The 19,600-nt window shown below is 27.5% G+C and carries 18 protein-coding genes and 1 pseudogene; all 19 read right to left on the bottom strand.

Annotated elements, in window-relative coordinates:
- Positions 1-429: 429 nt before the first annotated feature.
- Entirely contained in the window at positions 430-2,472 is a 2,043-nt protein-coding gene (locus tag ACRC03_RS02225) for an ATP-binding protein (RefSeq protein WP_438650922.1), read from the bottom strand.
- A gap of 513 nt (positions 2,473-2,985) precedes the next feature.
- Complete coding sequence (gene sigK / locus ACRC03_RS02220) at positions 2,986-3,636, bottom strand: RNA polymerase sporulation sigma factor SigK (protein ID WP_438650921.1); 651 nt, start codon at positions 3,634-3,636, stop codon at positions 2,986-2,988.
- Positions 3,637-3,712: 76 nt separating this feature from the next.
- Complete coding sequence (locus ACRC03_RS02215) at positions 3,713-5,389, bottom strand: peptidoglycan D,D-transpeptidase FtsI family protein (protein ID WP_438650920.1); 1,677 nt, start codon at positions 5,387-5,389, stop codon at positions 3,713-3,715.
- A gap of 58 nt (positions 5,390-5,447) precedes the next feature.
- Positions 5,448-6,116 carry a uridine kinase gene (udk, locus tag ACRC03_RS02210; RefSeq protein WP_438650923.1) on the bottom strand — a complete coding sequence of 223 codons (669 nt, stop codon included), beginning with the start codon at positions 6,114-6,116 and terminating at the stop codon, positions 5,448-5,450.
- A 2-nt stretch (positions 6,117-6,118) separates the two neighbouring features.
- The gene (locus ACRC03_RS02205; RefSeq protein WP_438650919.1) at positions 6,119-7,045 is read right to left on the bottom strand and encodes a peptidase U32 family protein; all 927 of its coding nucleotides are present in this window, start codon (positions 7,043-7,045) and stop codon (positions 6,119-6,121) included.
- Positions 7,045-7,707: an O-methyltransferase gene (locus tag ACRC03_RS02200; protein ID WP_438650918.1), complete on the bottom strand. Its 663-nt coding sequence runs from the start codon at positions 7,705-7,707 to the stop codon at positions 7,045-7,047. The genes ACRC03_RS02205 and ACRC03_RS02200 overlap by 1 nt, the downstream gene beginning before the upstream one ends.
- 100 nt (positions 7,708-7,807) lie before the next feature.
- Positions 7,808-8,863 carry an endolytic transglycosylase MltG gene (mltG, locus tag ACRC03_RS02195; RefSeq protein WP_438650917.1) on the bottom strand — a complete coding sequence of 352 codons (1,056 nt, stop codon included), beginning with the start codon at positions 8,861-8,863 and terminating at the stop codon, positions 7,808-7,810.
- A gap of 162 nt (positions 8,864-9,025) precedes the next feature.
- Positions 9,026-10,351, bottom strand: coding sequence for a pyrimidine-nucleoside phosphorylase (locus ACRC03_RS02190; protein ID WP_438650916.1), 1,326 nt, complete (start codon positions 10,349-10,351; stop codon positions 9,026-9,028).
- A gap of 85 nt (positions 10,352-10,436) precedes the next feature.
- A complete protein-coding gene (locus ACRC03_RS02185; protein ID WP_438650915.1) occupies positions 10,437-11,258 on the bottom strand; it encodes a purine-nucleoside phosphorylase in 822 nt (273 codons plus the stop codon).
- Between the two features lie 17 nt (positions 11,259-11,275).
- The gene (locus ACRC03_RS02180; RefSeq protein ID WP_438650914.1) at positions 11,276-12,448 is read right to left on the bottom strand and encodes a phosphopentomutase; all 1,173 of its coding nucleotides are present in this window, start codon (positions 12,446-12,448) and stop codon (positions 11,276-11,278) included.
- 21 nt (positions 12,449-12,469) lie between these two features.
- Positions 12,470-13,345 carry a tyrosine-type recombinase/integrase gene (locus ACRC03_RS02175; protein ID WP_438650913.1) on the bottom strand — a complete coding sequence of 292 codons (876 nt, stop codon included), beginning with the start codon at positions 13,343-13,345 and terminating at the stop codon, positions 12,470-12,472.
- A gap of 11 nt (positions 13,346-13,356) precedes the next feature.
- Complete coding sequence (locus tag ACRC03_RS02170; RefSeq protein WP_438650912.1) at positions 13,357-13,965, bottom strand: stage II sporulation protein M; 609 nt, start codon at positions 13,963-13,965, stop codon at positions 13,357-13,359.
- A 62-nt stretch (positions 13,966-14,027) separates the two neighbouring features.
- Complete coding sequence (locus ACRC03_RS02165; RefSeq protein ID WP_438650911.1) at positions 14,028-14,558, bottom strand: NUDIX hydrolase; 531 nt, start codon at positions 14,556-14,558, stop codon at positions 14,028-14,030.
- Positions 14,530-15,627: a DUF3866 family protein gene (locus ACRC03_RS02160; RefSeq protein ID WP_438650910.1), complete on the bottom strand. Its 1,098-nt coding sequence runs from the start codon at positions 15,625-15,627 to the stop codon at positions 14,530-14,532. Before ACRC03_RS02160 ends, ACRC03_RS02165 begins: the two co-directional genes overlap by 29 nt.
- 4 nt (positions 15,628-15,631) lie before the next feature.
- The gene (locus ACRC03_RS02155) at positions 15,632-16,456 is read right to left on the bottom strand and encodes a glycosyl transferase (protein ID WP_438650909.1); all 825 of its coding nucleotides are present in this window, start codon (positions 16,454-16,456) and stop codon (positions 15,632-15,634) included.
- A gap of 7 nt (positions 16,457-16,463) precedes the next feature.
- Entirely contained in the window at positions 16,464-17,156 is a 693-nt protein-coding gene (locus tag ACRC03_RS02150; protein WP_438650908.1) for a glycosyltransferase family 2 protein, read from the bottom strand.
- A 16-nt stretch (positions 17,157-17,172) separates the two neighbouring features.
- Positions 17,173-18,042, bottom strand: coding sequence for a copper transporter (locus tag ACRC03_RS02145; RefSeq protein ID WP_438650907.1), 870 nt, complete (start codon positions 18,040-18,042; stop codon positions 17,173-17,175).
- A gap of 16 nt (positions 18,043-18,058) precedes the next feature.
- Positions 18,059-19,180, bottom strand: a complete 1,122-nt coding sequence (steA, locus tag ACRC03_RS02140) for a putative cytokinetic ring protein SteA (RefSeq protein ID WP_438650906.1) — start codon at positions 19,178-19,180, stop codon at positions 18,059-18,061.
- Between the two features lie 127 nt (positions 19,181-19,307).
- Positions 19,308-19,600: pseudogene (locus ACRC03_RS02135) on the bottom strand (hypothetical protein); the annotation flags it as partial.

Below are 19,600 nucleotides of genomic sequence, written 5' to 3'. Positions count from 1 at the left end.
GAAATTGAAAAAAGATATATAATAGTCATCAACATATATAAGGATATTAATTTATTATATACACTCGGTATATTAAAAACCAACAAGATTATATATAAAAAACATACAACATAACTTATACTATTTAATCTTTTTAAGTTATATTCTTTTGTATTTCTACAATTTAATTTTATAATCAGCAATACTATTAATATTTCATATATACTATTTAGATTTACAACATTTAGATAACTAGGGGGAGCTACAAAAACAATTTTATAACCTACTATTAATCCAATTAAGTATAGTATAGTATAGTTAAATTTACTTTTTTCACCCCTATGTTTTCCATATATAGTATATAAACACATCAAAAAAATTGATATACTACCTACATTTATATAATTATACATCTCATATCTCCTCTGTTACATAAATTAATCTACAAGTTTATGAACTCATATCAAAATAAATATCTGAAAACTCTATTTCTATTTTTTCATTATCACTTAAGCTAGAATATATTTTATCGTCTATTTGTGCATATACATATTTATTATCATTATTTATTATAATTTTAAATTCGCTACCTTCACCTAGTTTGCTTTCTACATCTAGTTTTATATTATGTATTTCTGAAAGTTTTTTTACTAAATAAAGACCAATACCTGTTCCTTCAGCACCTCTTGATAAAGTTCTGTCTACTTGTTCAAAACTTTCAAATATAGTGTCTATTTTATCTTCTGGTATGCCTATTCCAGTATCTTTAACGCAGATATAGACTTCTTCGTTTTCTATGTTTATATTTATATCTATTTTTCCTTTTGAATCTGTAAATTTAATAGCATTAGATAAAATGTTTAAAATTATTTTTTCTATCTTCTCTACATCCACTATTACTATCTTTTTGTTTATATTAGATGAAAATCTCATACCAATTCCTTTTTCTTCAGCATAGGACTGAGAGATATTAACTATTTGTTTTACTAATTTTACTATATCGCATTTTCTTAAATCTAAATTATGCTTTCCATTTTCTATTTTGTTAACTTCTTCAATATTATTAGATAATCTTATTAATCTATAACAATTTTGTTTTAGTAGTCTTGTATAGTTTTCAATATAACCAGATTTATACTTTTCTTTATTCTTATAAACAATATTATTTATTGTATATATAGCATTAATAGGTTCTTTTATATCATTTACAATATTATATAAAAATTCAGTTTTAAATTTACTTTTTTGACTTATATTTTTTAATTCTTCTTTGATCTTTTGCATTTTATGTTCACAGTCTAGTTCTCTAACTATAACTACCAAATTGCCTTCTTCCTTACGTTCTATAATAGCTATAGCTATATCAACTTTTTTCCTAGAGTTTATAGTAAACTTTTTAAATTTACCATATTGGCATTCATCTATGTATTTTTTTATTGAATCATTTAAGTTTTCAACTCCAATATTTTTAAGAATACCTATCATAGATTCATTTAAATAGTTGTGTTTTTTACTTTTAGATTCAATTATCATTATACCTTCTGGTAGCGTATGAAGAAGTAACTTATAAGTTTTTTCACTCTGTTCTATATCCGAAATCGCATTTTCTAACTTAGTTATATCTACAACAATACTAATAAACATCTTACTTTCATTAATATTTAATGTAGTACTTATAAATTCAATAGTTTTTCCTTCTTTTGTTTCTAACTTATTAGTTATTTTATCTTTATTGCCTAATTTAACAGCATCTAAATTTGCTAAAAAAATATGTCTATATTTTTTGCTTATGCTTTTTTTTATGTCTTCTACTTTAATATTCCTATTTAATTCCTTAAGATTAAAGAGATCTAATGCTTTAGAGTTTATATAACTCACATCAGATTCATCATGAATTATTATACCTTCGTTAAGTATATCCATTAACTTTTTATATATTTCTTCACTTTCTTTTAGTTTATTTTGAATTACAGTACTTTTAGTAATATCATTTAAGATACATATTATTATGCTTTGCTCTTCAATTATATCTGCAGTACATATAAATCTATATATCTTATTGTCCTTACTCTTAACTGTTATATTTGCATGTTTTTTATTAGTGATATCTTTTATTACATTTATAATTTCTTCACTGTCTAAAAATTTTTTTTGTATATAAGATAACATATTGAAATTGTCTATTTTTACTTTATCTTGGTTTATGAGAGTTTCAAACGATTGGTTGCTATAAATATACTCTTTGTTCATATCTAAAATAAATATAGGCATGTCTGCTTCTTCTATTGACTTGTTAATTTTATAGTTTAAATTTGTAATTTCATCTTTGTACTTGCTTTGTAAATCATATTCTTGAGATATCTTAGTATCCCATTGTTCTATGTACTCTTTATTTAGTTGAAGTTCTTTCTTATTTTCTCTTAGCTGTACCGTATACTTCTTAATTCTATCTAGTATAAATTGTTTTAGTATAACTATATCTGTTAATATCAATATGAGTAGCGAAATTTCACAACTAATATTTTTAATAAATAAATTGACTATATTTATTAAAAATACGAATACAATAAACTCTCTTTTTGATTCTAATTTACTTTGAAATATACTTAATACAATTAGTTTTATTAAGTAAAAAATACATAAAGCATTTAGAATTCTTATACTAGCAATATCTTTATAATTATAAATCCCTAAAAAATAGTATAAAATCAATTCACTGGAATATATGCAGAACGTAATTAAAAGTGATATTTCTTTAGAGACTTTATATAATATTATTGAAATAATAGTAATTGATATAATTACGCTAATATTAATTAATCCTAAAATTTCTCCATATTTATATAAATCAGTCACATTAATCACCATCCTTTTTTATTTATATTTAAATTAATATATTTTTTTACTATATAGGTTATATTAGCATACTCTTCTTAATTTTTTTGTCAGTTTTTGATTAGACTTCAACTAATTTAATATTAAATTAATACGCAAAAAAAGCCTTACTTAAGTAAGGCTTTTTTCTGATTTTAACTCTTTTCTTAATTTTTTAAGAGCTCTTTTTTCAATTCTAGATACATAAGATCTTGAAATGTCGAGTTGTTGAGCAATTTCTCTTTGTGTCTTATATCCACAAGTAGTAAGACCATATCTCAGTAATACTATTTCTTTTTCTCTTTTTGTCAATATCTTATCTAGGTGCTCATAAAGCTTTCCAATTTGAACCTTTAGTTCAACTTGATCTAGTATATAATCAATATCTGTTCCTAATACGTCTATCAAACTGATTTCGTTACCTTCTTTATCCATTCCTATCGGATCTTGAAGCGACACTTGAACCTTATTTTTCTTATTAGTTCTTATGTTCATTAATATTTCATTTTCAATACATTTAGAGGCATAAGTCGCTAGTCTTGTTCCCTTATCTGCATTATATGTTTCTATCGCCTTAATCAATCCAATAGTTCCTATAGATATAAGGTCATCTTGCTCTTCACTAGAATTATTATACTTTTTAGCTATATGAGCTACCAATCTCATGTTCCTTTCAATGAGTACTTCTTTTGCATTTTCATCTCTATCTTCTTTGAACTTAGTTAAATAACTAACTTCTTCTTCAGGGGTTAATGGTTTTTCAAATGATTTTAGAATCGTCAATAGGCCACCCCCTTATTTTAACATGTCATTTTAAATTATATGAAAGTGGCCTAATTAAATTACTTATTTTTAATATTTATTTTTTATTTATTTTTTCGCATATTTCTTTAAATATAGGTACTGCTGATTTGCTACTCTTTTCTGTTCCTTCTAATATTACTGTTATAGCATATTTAGGTTGATTTTTAGGATAAAATCCTGTTATCCAACCATGAGTTACTTGATTACCATTTACAGTTGTCTGTGCTGTTCCTGTTTTTACGCCACTACCCCCAGTTAAATCACTTAGCTCTTTAGCTGTACCTTCTTCAGATACGTCTTTCATCATTTCTTTAACTATGGTAGAAGTATAAGGTGATATAATTTCTTCTTTTTTTGATTGCTTAAAAACTTTCACTATATTTTTATTAGTGTCTACTACACTATCAAATAAATACAAAGGCTTGTATGTTCCGTTATTTGCAATAATTTGTGTTAATTGATTTATTTGTAATGGAGTAAATCCCATACTTCCTTGCCCAATTGCTAAGTTCCTCAACGCTATATCTTCTGGTATTGTTTTATTTTTTTCTTCATATATTCCAATATTAACCTTCTCTTCTAAATGTAATTTTTTAGCTGCTGCTATTACTTTTTCCTTACCTAATTTCTTAGCTATATCATAAAAAGCAGGATTACAAGAATTTGAAAAAGCTTGTTGTAAAGTTTCTATTCCATGTCCATCTAATTTATGGCATCTTAAGATTTCATTATCTTTTCCTATCTTTACACTACCTGTACAGTTATAAGTATAGTTTTGATCTATTACACCTGATTCCAAAGCTGCATATAATACAACTATTTTAAAAACAGAACCAGGCGGGTAAATTGCTTGAATAGCCCTATTATAAAGTTCTCCCTTTGTACTATTGTTGTACTGCGCTATATTATTTGGATTAAAGGTAGGCCTAGAACTTATTGCTAATATTTCTCCTGTATCTACATCGGATATTACAACTGAACTTGGATTTTCTTCTTTATTCACCGTATCTTCCACTTGTTGTTGAATATCCTTATCTATGGTTAGTCTAATATTTTTGTCATTTTTACTTTGCTTTACAGTTTTGATGCTACCTTTTAATATTCCTAAGTTTTTATTTCCTTGGTTACCTGATTGACCAGCCTTAAATGCCGAAACATATTTTTCATTTGAGTCTTTAAGTAAATAATCTAAACTCTTCTCTATACCTGAAGCACCTACTTTATCAGTACTATAAATATATCCAATGGTATTTGCTAATAATCCATTAGAAGAGTATCTTAAAGTTTTTGTATCTACTAAAATATCATTTTCTTTTAGCTCTTTTCTCAAATTCGAATCAATATTAGAAACTTCTATTTCAACTACTGAAGATGAAATTTGCTCTTCTAAATTTTTATATAACTCTACATCATTAATTTTTGCTGCTTTTTGTACTAACCCTCTTATTTTATAGTCTTTTATAAGCTTTTCTTTTTGAACTATTAATATTGTTTTTTTATCAATATCAGTTAAGTTTTTTCCATTTCTGTCGTATATAATTCCTCTTCCACTGTTTAAATCTACTTTTTCTAAACTTTGGTTTTGAGACTTCTCCGTATACATCTTTCCTTGAATAATTTGTATGTATGAAAGCCTATATATTAAAAGACCGTATATTGTTATCCCTATACCAAGTGCAACATAAGCTCTTCTTCCTATTGCATTTGCTAATGTGCCTTTTTTTCTAGACATAAAAATCACCCCTTAGTTATTGTCATTGTTGACAATAACTAAGGGGTTAATACTATAATTATAAATCTAATTGTGCTCTTACTTTAGTTATAACTATATCTATAGCTACTTCATTTTGTCCACCTTCTGGTATGATTATATCTGCATACTTTTTATATGGCTCTATAAATTGATCATGTGCAGGTTTTACTGTTGTTAAATATTGATCTATAACAGAATCAATAGTTCTTCCTCTTTCTTTTATATCTCTTTGTATTCTTCTAAGTATTCTTATATCATCTTCTGTATCTACGTATATTTTTATATCCAGTTTATCTCTTAACTCTTCATCTTCTAGTATCATTATACCTTCAACTATTATTATGTCTTTAGGATTTATGCTAACTGTTTCATTTTCTTTTCTTGTATGAAGTTCATAATCATAAATAGGCTTTTCTACAGAGCCTCCTTCACATAAATCTTCTATATGTTTTATAAGAAGCTTATTGTCAAATGCAAGTGGGTGATCGTAATTAGTTTTTAATCTTTGGTCAAAGCTTAAGTGTGTTTGATCTTTATAGTATGCATCTTGCTCTAATATAGCTATATTTTCTTCTGGTATATTTTCTATTATAGATTTACAAACTGTACTTTTTCCTGAACCAGTTCCTCCAGTTATTCCTACTATAAGTGGTCTCTTTTTATTTTTCATATGTTTTTTGCTCCTTACTAGTTTTCTATTGTGTATTTTTATTTTTCACTACAATCCTGATTTGGATTTTCTAAATAAAAACCTGGTGTGTATTCTCTGCTATTTAATTCTTTTAGTGATTCCATCCACTGCGGATTAAATTTCCATTCATTTGGATTTTTATAAAATTCATCTATAGCTATTCTATAGGCTTTGACAACTTCTCCTATATAATCTGAATCTTTCATTCTTCCTTCTATTTTAAAACTAGTTACACCACTTTTAATTAACGTAGGTATATGTTCTAGCATACAAAGTTCTTCTGAGTTGAAAAAGAAAGTTCCTCTCTCATCTTCATAAACAGGGAAGTATTCACCTTGTCTTTTTTCCTCAACTAAATTATATCTTTTGTTATTTAATTTTTCTAATAGGCTATTATTATTACTTTTGTCTGATATAAAGTTACTAAGCAACGGTCTACCCGAATGAGATATTCCCATAGCTCCATGTACAAATATTTCTATGTCCATATCTATTGGTGTATTAACTCTAACTCCGCCTATTTCATCACAAGACAATTCTTTAGATAATAAGACTCTTTTTATTCCCTCTTCATGCCAAAACTTAGCTGAAACATAGTTAGTTATGTTAGCTTGATCACTTAAGTGAATTTCCATATTTGGTATTATATTTTTAGCAATTGAAAGCATACCTGGATCAGTTATTATAATAGCATCTATTTTTATTATTTCTAATTTTTTCAGATAATCTTCAATTTCTTTAAAGTGGCTATTATGAGGCACTACATTTATTGCTATATATACTTTTTTGCCTATACTATGTGCGAACTCTACAGAATTTACAAGTTCATCCCAAGATATTGTATTATTCATGTAGTCTATATACACTGCATCCGCACCCTTATTCATAAATAGTTTTAATTCTTCTATATTTTTTGCTGGGGCTAGAAGTTCTACACTATGCATTACTCATCACCTCTCTCATCTATCTTGTAGCTAAGAGCTACTCCATCACCTATTGGTATAAGTGAAGTATCTAAGTAATCACAATTACATATATAATCTAAATAGTTTCTCATTCTTTTTACTATTGTCTTTTTTCTTCTTATAACAAATTCGTCATGAGCAACCATACCTTTATATAAAATATTATCCGATATTAAAAGTCCATCGATTTTTAACTTATCTATAACCATATCATAAAATAATTGATACTGACCTTTAGCTGCATCTAAAAATATCATATCAAACTTCCCATCTACAGTTTTAAGAAGTTCTTCAGCATCTCCTTCTAATATAGTTATATTTTTTTCAAATCCAGCTAATTTTATATTTTCTTTAGCTTTTTCTATCATGTTTTCATTTCTTTCTACTGTTATTATTTCAACATCTTCTCCTAGTGTAGATGCGAATAATATAGAAGAATATCCGATTGCACATCCAACTTCTAGGATTCTCTTTGGTTTTTGTACTTTTAATATTACTTTTAATAATTCAGATACTTCTTTATGTACAATAGGTACATTATAATCATTAGCGTACTCTTCTAATTTTTTTAATAAACCTTCTTTATCTTTTAAAGTAGTCCTTATATATTCTTCCACTAAGTTATTTACTATATTACTCATTTAATTCACTCCTTAAGTGATAATAAAATTAATAGAGGATTATGCTTAGTTTATAAGACATAATCCATCTTCATTGTATCCTCAAGCAATTTAAGCATTTCTATTGCTTAGTTTTATTTTGGTTTAGTTTATCTCTTTGTTCCTTATATTCTTTAACATTTTTTAAATGTTCTTCATAAGTTACGCTATAATTATTTCCACCATCTAACTTTGCTACAAAGTATATATAATCTGTATCTGCAGGATATAAAACACCTTCTATAGACTTAATACCCGGACTAGCTATAGGTGTTGGTGGTAAACCTTTATTCTTATAACTATTATATGGAGAATCAATTTCTAAATCCTTATATGTTACTATCTTTTTTCTTTCTTCAAATGTGTATTGTATCGTTGCATCTGACTGAAGAGGCATTCCTATTTTTATTCTGTTATAAAATACACTTGCTATTATAGGTCTATCTTCATCTAAAACTGCTTCTTTTTCTACTATCGATGCTAAGTTTACAACATCACTTAAAGTCATTTTTAATTCCTTTTGTCTTTGTACTAATTTTTCAGTGTACATACCATTAAACGTCGATAACATTTTTGATATTACTTCATTTTCTGTAGAATCTTCATCGAAATAATAAGTTTCTGGATATAAAAATCCTTCTAATGAAGTGATTTTTTCTTCTTTTAGAAACTCAAATTTCTCGTATAATTCTTTAGGATTTTTTATTAAACCCTCATAAACTTCTTTTTTTCCTAATTTATTCTTAGTAAGAATAGATACTATTTCTTTTGATGTTGATCCTTCTGGTATAGTTACTTTTATTCCATCATGATATATCTTTCCTGAAGCTAAAAGTCCTACTATATCTTGATTTGAATACGTTTGATTAAGTAAATATTTTCCAGCTTTAAATTGTTGTGCTTTATTGCTTAATTTTACTACAATTTTAAATAGTTGTTTATTTTTTATTAATTCATTTTCGTATAGCACATCTGATATAGCATTGACACTAGCCCCTTTTGGAATTTCAACTATTATGTCTTTTTTGTTTTTACTGTTATAAGGTCCTATTTGTGTAAATATAAACACTCCTATTAAAATTACTACTGCAATAGAAATGGCAACTGCTATTTTCCATTTACTCTTCTTTATATCCATCGGGTAATTTACTCCTTATATCTATTTATATCCTTTATATTATAAGTCTAAGCTTGAAAATTTTCAACAAATTTGTCGAACAAATTATAAGATTTCGTTTTCCTGAAATGTAAAAAAGCCTATCGTTATTTTTTACACGTTAGGCTTTTTATAATCATATTTCTAGATTTTTTTTATTTCATTCTTTGTTACAACACCATAGATTAACTTTTTAGGTTCTACTTTTTCATCAGATATAGTGTATGCAGCTATGAATCTTTCTTTTGCTGATTCTAATTTTTCTTCTTTATTTAGGTGCATATACGCTAATACATCACCTTTATTTACGTAGTCTCCTACTTTTTTCTCTAATATTATACCAGCAGATAAATCAAGTACGTCTTCCTTAGTTTCTCTACCTGCTCCTAATATCATCGCTGATATTCCTACTTCTTCAGCTTCTATTTTGCTAATGTATCCTGTTTTAGGCGCTTTTATAGATACTGTTTTTGTAGCTGTAGGAAGCAATGAATAATCATCAACTACTCTCTTGTCTCCACCTTGATTTTCTATAAATATTTTTAACTTTTCAAGAGCTTCTCCTGATGTTATAGCTTGCCTAATTTTTTCAATTCCTTCATCATAATTATCTACAGCTTTAGCTAATACTAACATATAAGCTCCTAATGTTTCACATAACATAACAAAGTCTTTGGGACCATTTCCTTTTAGTGTTTCTATTGCTTCTATTACTTCTAAAGAATTTCCTATTGCAAATCCTAGTGGTTCATCCATATCTGTAACTATACCAATAGTTTCTCTATTCATTCCACAACCTATATCTACCATAGCTTTTGCTAATTCAAAAGAGTCATCTAATGTTTTCATAAATGCTCCATCACCTGTTTTAACATCAAGTAATATAGAATTTGCTCCTGAAGCTAATTTTTTACACATTATACTAGCTGCTATAAGAGATATATTATCAACTGTTGCTGTAACATCTCTTAATGCGTACATTTTTTTGTCTGCTACTGCAATTGAAGCAGTTTGACCACATACAGCTATTTTATGTTCATTTACAGAGTCTATAAACTTTTTAGATTCCATCTCTATAGAGAATCCAGGTATAGCTTCTAACTTATCTAAAGTACCACCTGTGTGTCCTAATCCTCTTCCTGACATTTTGGCAACAGGAGCCCCACATGCCGCAACTAATGGTGCTAAAGCTATTGTAGTTTTATCTCCTACTCCTCCTGTACTATGCTTATCAACTTTTATACCTTCTATTCCTGATAAATCTATTACGTCTCCCGAATTCATCATTGCTTCCGTAAGATATACTGTTTCTTGTTTATTCATTTTATTTAAATATATTGCCATTAATAAAGCTGATGCTTGATAATCTGGAATTTCTTCTTTTGAATATTTCTCAACAAAGAAATCTATTTCTGCTTTAGTTAGTTCTTGATGGTCTCTTTTCTTTTTGATTATGTCATAAATTCTCATCATAACTCTCCTTAAATTTTTAGTTAAATACTTAAAAGCTTAATATTAATTTGAAAATTAATATTAAGCTTATATTCTACTTATACTATATTTTATTCACTACAGTTTTTACTAAGCTTAAAAATTCAGATTTAACTTTTTGAGTAGTTTCTATAACTTCATTATGATCTAATGGTTGATCAAGTATACCTGCTGCCATATTTGTTATACAAGATATTCCTATAACATCCATTTTTGAATGAGAAGCAACTATTACTTCTGGTGCTGTAGACATTCCTACAGCATCAGCACCTAAAATTTGTGCCATTCTTACCTCTGCTGGTGTTTCATATGTTGGTCCACTAAAGAATGCATAAACACCTTCTTGTATGCTCATTTTTAGCTCTTTTGCACATTCTTTAACTAAATTTACATAGGCTGGAGTATATGCTGTTGACATATCTGGGAATCTTACACCTAATTTATCTTCATTTCTTCCCATTAAAGGATTATTTCCACTTAAGTTTATGTGATCCTTTATTACCATTAAGTCTCCAGGCTTAAAGCTTTTATTAGCTCCTCCTGCTGCATTAGTTACTATAATAGTTTCTGCACCTAAAGCTTTCATAACCCTCACAGGGAAAGTTATTTCTTGTTGAGTGTATCCTTCATAGTAATGAAATCTACCTTGCATAGCTACAACTTGCTTTCCTTCAAGCTGTCCAATTACTAAACAACCTGCATGTCCTTCAACTGTAGATACTGGGAAGTTAGGGATTTCATCGTATTTAATTTTAACACCATCTTGTATTTCATCTCCTAAGACACCAAGTCCAGATCCTAATATTAATCCTATCTCAGGTTGATTACTAATTTTACTATTTATAAACTCTACGCTTTCTTGTATTTTTTCAAATATATTGTCCATTAACAAATCCTCCTAAATTATTTTGTAATTTGATTTTTAAAGCTAGTTCCATTTTTAGGCATTGTTACATTTAATATATCAGTAACTGTTGCACCTATGTCTGCAAAGCTACTTCTTATTCCTAGGTTTACACCTTGCTTTAAATTTTTCCCGTAAACTAGTACTGGTATATACTCTCTCGTATGATCTGTTCCTTTGTAAGTTGGATCATTACCATGGTCTGAATTTATTATAAGTATATCATCATCATTTAGAGTTTCTATTATTTCAGGTATTCTTGCATCAAATTCTTCTAATGCTTCCTTGTATCCCTTGCTATCTCTTCTATGCCCATATTTAGAATCAAAGTCTACTAAGTTAGTAAATATCAATCCCTTGTTTTCTTTCTTGATGTAGTTTATTGTTTCATTAACACCATCCATATTGTCTTTAGTATGTATTGCTTCTGTTATACCTTGACCATTAAATATATCTTCTATTTTTCCAACTCCAATAACATCTAATCCACTCTTTTTTATATTATCTAATACCGTTGGCTCAAATGGATTTAATGAGTAGTCTCTTCTGTTTGAAGTTCTTGCAAATGCCCCTGCTTTTTTTCCTACATAAGGTCTTGCTATTATTCTTGCTACTGCATTATCTCCCATCATTATTTCTCTAGCTATTTGACACATTTTATATAATTCATCTAATGGTATTATTTCTTCGTGAGCAGCTATTTGGAACACACTATCTGCAGATGTATAAACTATAACATCTCCAGTTTCCATTTGATGTTCTCCATATTCATCTAATATATCTGTACCTGAAGCAGGCTTGTTTCCTACAACTTTTCTACCTGTTCTTTTTTCAAATTCATCTATTATTTCTTTAGGGAACCCATTTTCAAATGTTTTAAATGGAGTTTCTACTAACACACCTGTCATTTCCCAATGTCCTGTAGTTGTATCTTTTCCTTGAGAAACCTCTGCACATTTTCCAAAACATCCTATTGATTCTTCTATATTTTCTATAAAATCTACACCATCTATGTTTCCTATACCTAGTTTTATCATGTTTGGTATTTTTATATCATTATGAACTTTAACTATGTTACCTAAAGTGTTTACCCCTTTATCTCCAAACTTATTTGAATCTGGTAGTTCACCTATTCCTACACTATCAATAATTACCCATACTACTCTACTCATAAATTATGTCCTCCTTATGATTTATTTTCTTGGATGCTTTTCTTTTATTTCTCTTCTAATATTTTTATTTATATGATTTAAATATGATTGTAAACTAGATAAATTGGCATTTCCTAGTATTTTACTTACTACAGCTACATTTGCACCTTTGTTTAGTAAATGTATTGCAAATGAATGTCTTAGCATACTAGGATTTATATTTTTGTTTATATTAGCTAAACTAGCGTGTTTTTTTATAAGCTTCCAAAGGCCCTGTCTTGTAAACCTTTGCCCTAGAGAACTTACAAACAATGCATTTTCACATTCACTTACAAGTTTATGCCTAGACTCTTTAATATACTTTTCTAAATATATTTTGGTAATATCTGATAATGGTATTACCCTTTGGTTTTTGCAAATATTACAGAATATATATTCCATATCCAAATCCACATCATCTAAATCCATTTCTACTAACTCTGAAACTTTAATTCCTGTTCCATATAAAACTTCAAATATAGCTTTATCTCTTATTTTCTTCGGAGTATTTAGTTCTGGAAAATTTAATAATGCTTCTATTTCTTCTTCAGTTAATATATCTAAGTCGTTTTTTTCTATTTTAGGCTTTTTTATACTTTTAGCCGGATTATTATTGCTTATACGATTTAAAAACAAATAATCATGAAATGACTTTATTGAAGATATCATCCTTGATACTGTAGCTACAGATACATTATTTTTTTCTAATTTTATTAGGTATCCTATAATATCATTTTCTACTACTTCATCTAATTTTATTTCTTTTTCTTCTAAGTATTCTATGTACTTCTTAACGTCTATAAAATAAGATGATACAGTATTCTGCGATAATCTCTTTTTTTCTTTTATATAATCTATGTATTCCTTTATAATTTCCATAGTAAACTCCTTTATCTGACTAGGAACTTAATAACACCTACACTTATAGTATTTACTATTAATTGTAACAATACTGTTACAGCTAGTACAATTATTACATTCAATAAATATCTCTTTAATAAAAATAGTATATTATCTTTTTTACCTTTATTCAACTCATAAATCATTTCTTTTACATAATTAAATGAAATTAATATGAGAATTATGGCTCCTGGTATAATTATTATATTTTTTGTGATTGTTAATAAAATCATTTTTATGCTTTTTAATTTTAGTGATAATATAATGCTATTTGTAGTATATCCAAGGGATACACCCTTTAGCATAAACATTAAAATTGCAATTGGAAACGTTACAACTAAAGAAGCTAGTACACTTATTTTGCCCATAAATACAACATCTGATTTCAAATTTGATATTATAGTTTTTTTAATTTCCATACTAGAGTTATTGTAATACTCTATCGCTGGATTAAGATTTTTTATTATATTATTTTGATAATTAGGCCATATTTTATTTAGATATGCTCCTATTATAACAGCTATTATAAATATAGTTCCTATGACTATCATTTGTTTATTTAATTCTTTAAAATTATTTTTTCTATATGTTTTTCTCAAATTTATAACCTCCTCCTGTACCTTACAACATATGTATGTACAAAAAGAGGAGGTTATGACTTTTATATTAATTCTTTAGCTAATAAAATTCCAGTTAAAGTTTTAGCATCTTCAATTTCATTTTTTTGAATCATTTCATTAATTTCTTCTAATCCTAATTTATATATTTCTATATTTTCATCACAGTCAAACTTACATTCCCCTAGTATAAGATCTGTTGCTAAAAAAATATATATTTTTTCATTAGAAAATCCTGGAGATGTAAAAAATTTATGTATTAATTTTAAATTTCCTGCACTATAACCAGTTTCTTCTTTAAGTTCTCTTATAGCACATTCTTTAGGATTTTCTCCTAACTCTAATTTTCCTGCAGGTATCTCCCATAAAACTTTTTCTAGAGGTTTTCTAAACTGTTTTATTAGTATAATTTCTTTGTCCTCAGTTATTGCAACTATTCCTACAGCTCCTCCATGTTCCACTATCTCTCTCTTTTGATATCCTTGTCTTTCAATTTCAACAGTGTCTACTCTTAAACTGATTACTTTTCCTGTATATACCCTATCGCTACTTATGGTTTTTTCTTCTACTACCATCACAAACCTCCATCAAGTAATATGCAGCTGTACTCGCAGCCTCAAAAAATTCCTTATCTTGTTCGTAATTTCGTCCCATACTTCTAACTTTTAATTCATAAAAGTCTAAATCTTCTTTTGTCTTGTCATTTTTTATATAAACAATATTATGTTTTTCTTGTAATCCATTATCTTCAATTTGTTTTTTTATGTATTTTGTTTCTTCTTCATTATAGTTAGTTATAGGAATATTAACTCTTACATTTACAATTTCTTTTAATACTGTAATACTGTGGTGAGATATTCCTCTGTGTCTATCTCTTTGGTCAGCAAAACTAATTCTAGGTATAGCTACCGGTAGTCCTCTAAGTTTTTCTACTGCATCTAGTATTGATCCTTGTTCTATCCCTGTAAATCCATACTTAGTTCCAGTTCCAGCTATTCCTGGACCCATACTTACAAATATACAATCTGCATCTAAAATCTCTTTAGCTGTTATTAAAGCCGTATATATATTTATACAGTCGTAGTCTCCACCAAAAGCACTTCCTATTGTTATAGTCTTATCTATTAATCCTTTTTTCTTTAAGGTATCTACATTTTTACTTAGATATATAGGAAGGGCTGCTCCGTCAGTCATTATATATACTAATTTTTTAGTCGGATTATTCCTTTTGTATGATGCTACAAAAGGTGTAAGCATACTATGAAGAGTTCCTACTACTACTGGTGTATTATCTAAGCTGGAGAAATTTTGAATTTTTTCATGATATATACTATCTTGCTCTTCTACTGAATCTACTTTTACCTGCAGTGGAGTATATCTTAATTTCATTATATGTCCACCTTCAGTAAAGTTAGATTCTATATTATTTAAATTAGTTATAACAAAATGATATCCACCAGTTCCTAAACTTAATTCAACAGCAGTAGTATTTAATACAACTTCATCTCCTACGTTTATTTCACCAGTCAATTTTGTATAGTTATATGCTCTTTGTATATCTCCATTCAAATTTACTCTTATATCATCTAGACCTTCACTTTGATCTACTATAGACTCAACTATTCCTATTTTTTTACTTATCATAGTTTTACCTTCCTAACTTATCTATAAAATTCAAAAGCTTATTATTCTCTATTATCTTAGTCAACGAGTATTTTTCTGTAAGCAAGTGTATAAATACTAAAAATGCTAACCATGCTAATCTAACGTTTAATGAGTATCCCATTATAACTAATATACCAATAGATATTCCTAATACGTTTGATCCAGTGTCTCCCATCATAGCTTTTGCTTTTAAGTCATAATTAAAATATGCTAATACATTTGGAACTATAAGAAGTGGTAATGCCTTTACATACCCCGTTAAAGTTAAGAATATTATTGCGACTATAAATAAATATCCTTTTATAGCTCTTCCTGGTCTTAAATCTAATAAATTCATCAGATTAGTAGATAAAGCAATTATTAATGTATTTACAATTATATCTACAATATCTTTAGACACTCCTATAGAAATTATAACACCTACAAATCCTCCAAATAACGCTTTGAATCCACCTGTAGTCAAGCTACCTTTTAGTAAACTTTTAAAATGTCCTTTAAGTCCACTTACATCTCTATTCCCAATTATGTCATCTAAAACTCCTGCAAAGAACATAGATGTTATACCAAAAACATACATAAATAAGTAGAGTAAATTTCTGTAATCTTCTGTAAAAAATGCTAATATAATTCCATTGATTATAATCATAGGAAGAAAAACTATTCCCATACTTACAGGTATCATATCTTTTTTGTAATTTGGCCTTAGTACGTTACTGTCTATTAATAAATTTTTAAATAGGGGTATTACAGCATAAGTGCCGAGTAACCCCGTTAATAGCAAAATAGTATAAAGTATATAATTTTCCACTTAGATACTACCTCCATTCTTTTCGTTTCTGTCTTAAAACTTTCTTTATGTGATAATATTGTTTACCTCTATGAATAAACCCTTTTAAATCTCTTCCTGTTTCGCTATGAGTCATATTAACTAGTACTTCTTTTATTTTATAACCATACTTTAATATATCTATAGTCATACCAACTTCTACTCCATAGCCAAATGGTATTTCATCAAATTTTTCTAGTACTTCTTTTTTGAATATTCTTTGACCTGATAAGGTTGCATCTAAACTTTCCCCTGTCATTTCTAAAACTGAGTCTTTAGCTAATCCTTTTACAAATCCTAATCCACCCTTTTTCTTTGCAGCAGGAAACTTAGCAATTATTACATCTGCTTCATTATTAAGTATTGGAGTTATAAGTTTTTTTACTTCACTAGACGAACTTCCTAAATCTCCATCTAAAAAACCTATAATATCTGCATTTTCCATAGCTATTTTTAATCCATAATTTAAAGCATATCCTTTACCTTTATTTTTATCTAATCTAAACACTTTAATTTTGTCACTATTTACAGTTTTAGCAACTTCAGTAGTATTATCGCTAGAACCATCATCAACTACTACTATTTCATTTATTTCGTCTATATTTTTTATATTTTCTAAAGTATCTTTTATTTTGTTCTCTTCATTATAAGCCGGAATTATTATACTTATATAAGGATTCATTTTTACCTCTCCTTTTTTATTTCTTGTATGGTATGATACTGTCTGCACCTTCTAAAATTCCATATCTTCCTGATATATTACCTTCTTTTAAAATCATTACTAAAGATAATTTTCCGCTACCCTGGTCTATATTATCTACAGTTGTAACTTTATCTTTGCTATATAAGTCTATATAAGAAGAATTATGTTCACTTTTTTGAACTGCTACTATTTTTTTATTTTCTTGCTTTAATGCTGATAATAATAACTTGTCGATTTTTCCAAAATTCACATTTTTGTCTTGACTTCCACTACCTAATACTACAGAGTCATAATTTATATAATTATCCCCTATAGAATTAACTTTTATTATATCTAATTCTTCAAGATATTTTAATTTTTCTTTGGCATCTTCTGATTTTAATGACTCTACTATATACTTCATTATATCTTGAGTATTTTTAATATTTAAATCTAATTTAGTTGATACCTCTCCTATTTTCTTTTCATTATAAATATTATTTTTTAATACAATGTCAAAAGCAATATTTCCACCTGCTTTAGCTATTGTTTCATTTATTTCCTTTATATAATCGTTATTTTGATTAGTAGATATTATACCTATATTTTTTTCTAAAAGCTCATCCACTATTAATTTATCTGAGTTTTCATTTATATATTTTATTGCTTTATCATAATCGCCTGATACTGTAGATAAACTTTTTTCTAAATTATCATTTCTTATTTTTAAGTCTTCAAATTTATTATCTAAATCATCTATAATACTGGCTTGTTGCTTACTTAATTCTTGATCATAGTTTAAATTGAAACCTACTAACATCCCTATCCCTAGGGCTAAAAATATGGCTCCTATTGTTACTATGTAATATTTCATATTTATATGCATATTAATCCTCCTTGATTTACATCTGTAATAATAGCTTTATTTTTAATTGCATTAAGTGCATAAATTGTTTAACACTTGGTGTGAAAGATGCTAGTATCAGCACTGGGAATAAGGCCGTAGCTATTAATGCCCATATATACTTCATTTTTAATTTACTTCTATACAGTAAGTTAACTCCTTTAGCATCTATAAGTTTAGCTCCTATTTTTAACCTAACTAAAAAAGTACTTGCCATACCTTTTCTACCTTTTTCTAAAAAGTCTATCATATTAGAATGAGTTCCTAGTGCAACTATAAGCTCTGCTTTATATTCATAGGCAATAAGCATAGCTATATCTTCACTAGTTCCCGGTGCAGGGAAAACTATAGCATCTAAACCTAAATCTTGCACTCTTTTTAGTCCAGGTGCTCTTCCATCGGTATATGCATGAACAATTATTTCTTTAGCTTTCTTTAAAGCTTCATCACTTACACTATCCATATCTCCCACAATTACATCTGGAGTGTATCCAAACTCTAAAAGAGCATCAGCTCCTCCATCAACACCAACTAAAATAGGCTTCATTTCTTCAATATAAGATATTATAGTACTTAAATCTTGTTTGTAGTCTTGTCCTCTTACAACGATTAATACGTGCTTATTTGCATAGTTTGTGTTTACACAAGGTATTTCAACTTCTCCTAGTATAAATCCTTTTTCTTTCTTCGCATACTCAATAGTATTGTCTATAAATCTGTCCAGTTCTACAGCTAAATTTTCATAGGCTTTTTTTAGTTTAGTAGATACGTTCTCTCTATCTAGTACCTCTCCTTTTCCTAAAAGTTCGCCATCTCTATATATACTTCCATCTATAACTTCTATAGTTTGTCCTTCTATTAAAGAATGGAATAACTCTTCTCCTACATTATCTATTATTAGTATATTTTTTTCTGTTAGTATACCCGGTCCTTTATTTGGATATCTTCCACTTATAGAAGGCGCTGCATTTATTACAAGCTTTATCTTACCTTCTACCAAAGAGTTAGCGGCTACTTCATCAATATCAATATGATTTATAACTGCTATATCTCCACCTGTAAGTCTATTCGCAAGCCTTTTTGTTTTTCGATCTACCTTAATTGGGCCTTCGACTCTCATATTTTAAACCTCCGATATCATTTTTAAAATCACATTACATTATAGCATTATTTGATAACAAAATAAATGTTTTAAATTTCGTTGTTCATTATAAGCTTTCTAACTTTATTTATTTTTTACTTTTTAATTAACTCATTAGTATATTTATAAGAATATCTTTTTTATTTAAAGTTGGATTTTTCATCACTTCTTCTAGTAAAAAATTCAACTTATTTCCTATTTCAATTCCTTTATAACCTAATTCTTTTAAAGTATTACCATCTATACTTAAATCCTTAATAGCGTAGCATTCTTGATTTAATTCTATTTCATTTATTATTTCTATATATTTATTTAATAAATATTTTTTATTTCTTAAATTTTTTTCCACATTATTTTCTAAAAAATTAATATAATATATTTCTTTTAGCTTAAAGATCA

Origin of the sequence: Romboutsia sp. (assembly GCF_051659545.1) — a bacterium.
In the GTDB taxonomy this organism is placed as follows: Bacteria; Bacillota; Clostridia; order Peptostreptococcales; family Peptostreptococcaceae; genus JBOFOR01.
The sequence above is the reverse complement of the archived record's forward strand: the minus strand, read 5'-3'. Positions and strand labels throughout refer to the sequence as shown.

Bases quoted from the DNA above. Each gene is read 5' to 3' on its own strand.
- ACRC03_RS02215 (WP_438650920.1), bottom strand. From the start codon at position 5,389: ATGTCTAGAAAAAAAGGCACATTAGCAAATGCAATAGGAAGAAGAGCT.
- ACRC03_RS02205 (WP_438650919.1), bottom strand. From the start codon at position 7,045: ATGCATAGTGTAGAACTTCTAGCCCCAGCAAAAAATATAGAAGAATTA.
- ACRC03_RS02200 (WP_438650918.1), bottom strand. From the start codon at position 7,707: ATGAGTAATATAGTAAATAACTTAGTGGAAGAATATATAAGGACTACT.
- mltG (WP_438650917.1), bottom strand. From the start codon at position 8,863: ATGGATATAAAGAAGAGTAAATGGAAAATAGCAGTTGCCATTTCTATT.
- ACRC03_RS02190 (WP_438650916.1), bottom strand. From the start codon at position 10,351: ATGAGAATTTATGACATAATCAAAAAGAAAAGAGACCATCAAGAACTA.
- ACRC03_RS02185 (WP_438650915.1), bottom strand. From the start codon at position 11,258: ATGGACAATATATTTGAAAAAATACAAGAAAGCGTAGAGTTTATAAAT.
- ACRC03_RS02180 (WP_438650914.1), bottom strand. From the start codon at position 12,448: ATGAGTAGAGTAGTATGGGTAATTATTGATAGTGTAGGAATAGGTGAA.
- ACRC03_RS02175 (WP_438650913.1), bottom strand. From the start codon at position 13,345: ATGGAAATTATAAAGGAATACATAGATTATATAAAAGAAAAAAAGAGA.
- ACRC03_RS02165 (WP_438650911.1), bottom strand. From the start codon at position 14,558: ATGGTAGTAGAAGAAAAAACCATAAGTAGCGATAGGGTATATACAGGA.
- ACRC03_RS02160 (WP_438650910.1), bottom strand. From the start codon at position 15,627: ATGATAAGTAAAAAAATAGGAATAGTTGAGTCTATAGTAGATCAAAGT.
- ACRC03_RS02150 (WP_438650908.1), bottom strand. From the start codon at position 17,156: ATGAATCCTTATATAAGTATAATAATTCCGGCTTATAATGAAGAGAAC.
- ACRC03_RS02145 (WP_438650907.1), bottom strand. From the start codon at position 18,042: ATGCATATAAATATGAAATATTACATAGTAACAATAGGAGCCATATTT.
- steA (WP_438650906.1), bottom strand. From the start codon at position 19,180: ATGAGAGTCGAAGGCCCAATTAAGGTAGATCGAAAAACAAAAAGGCTT.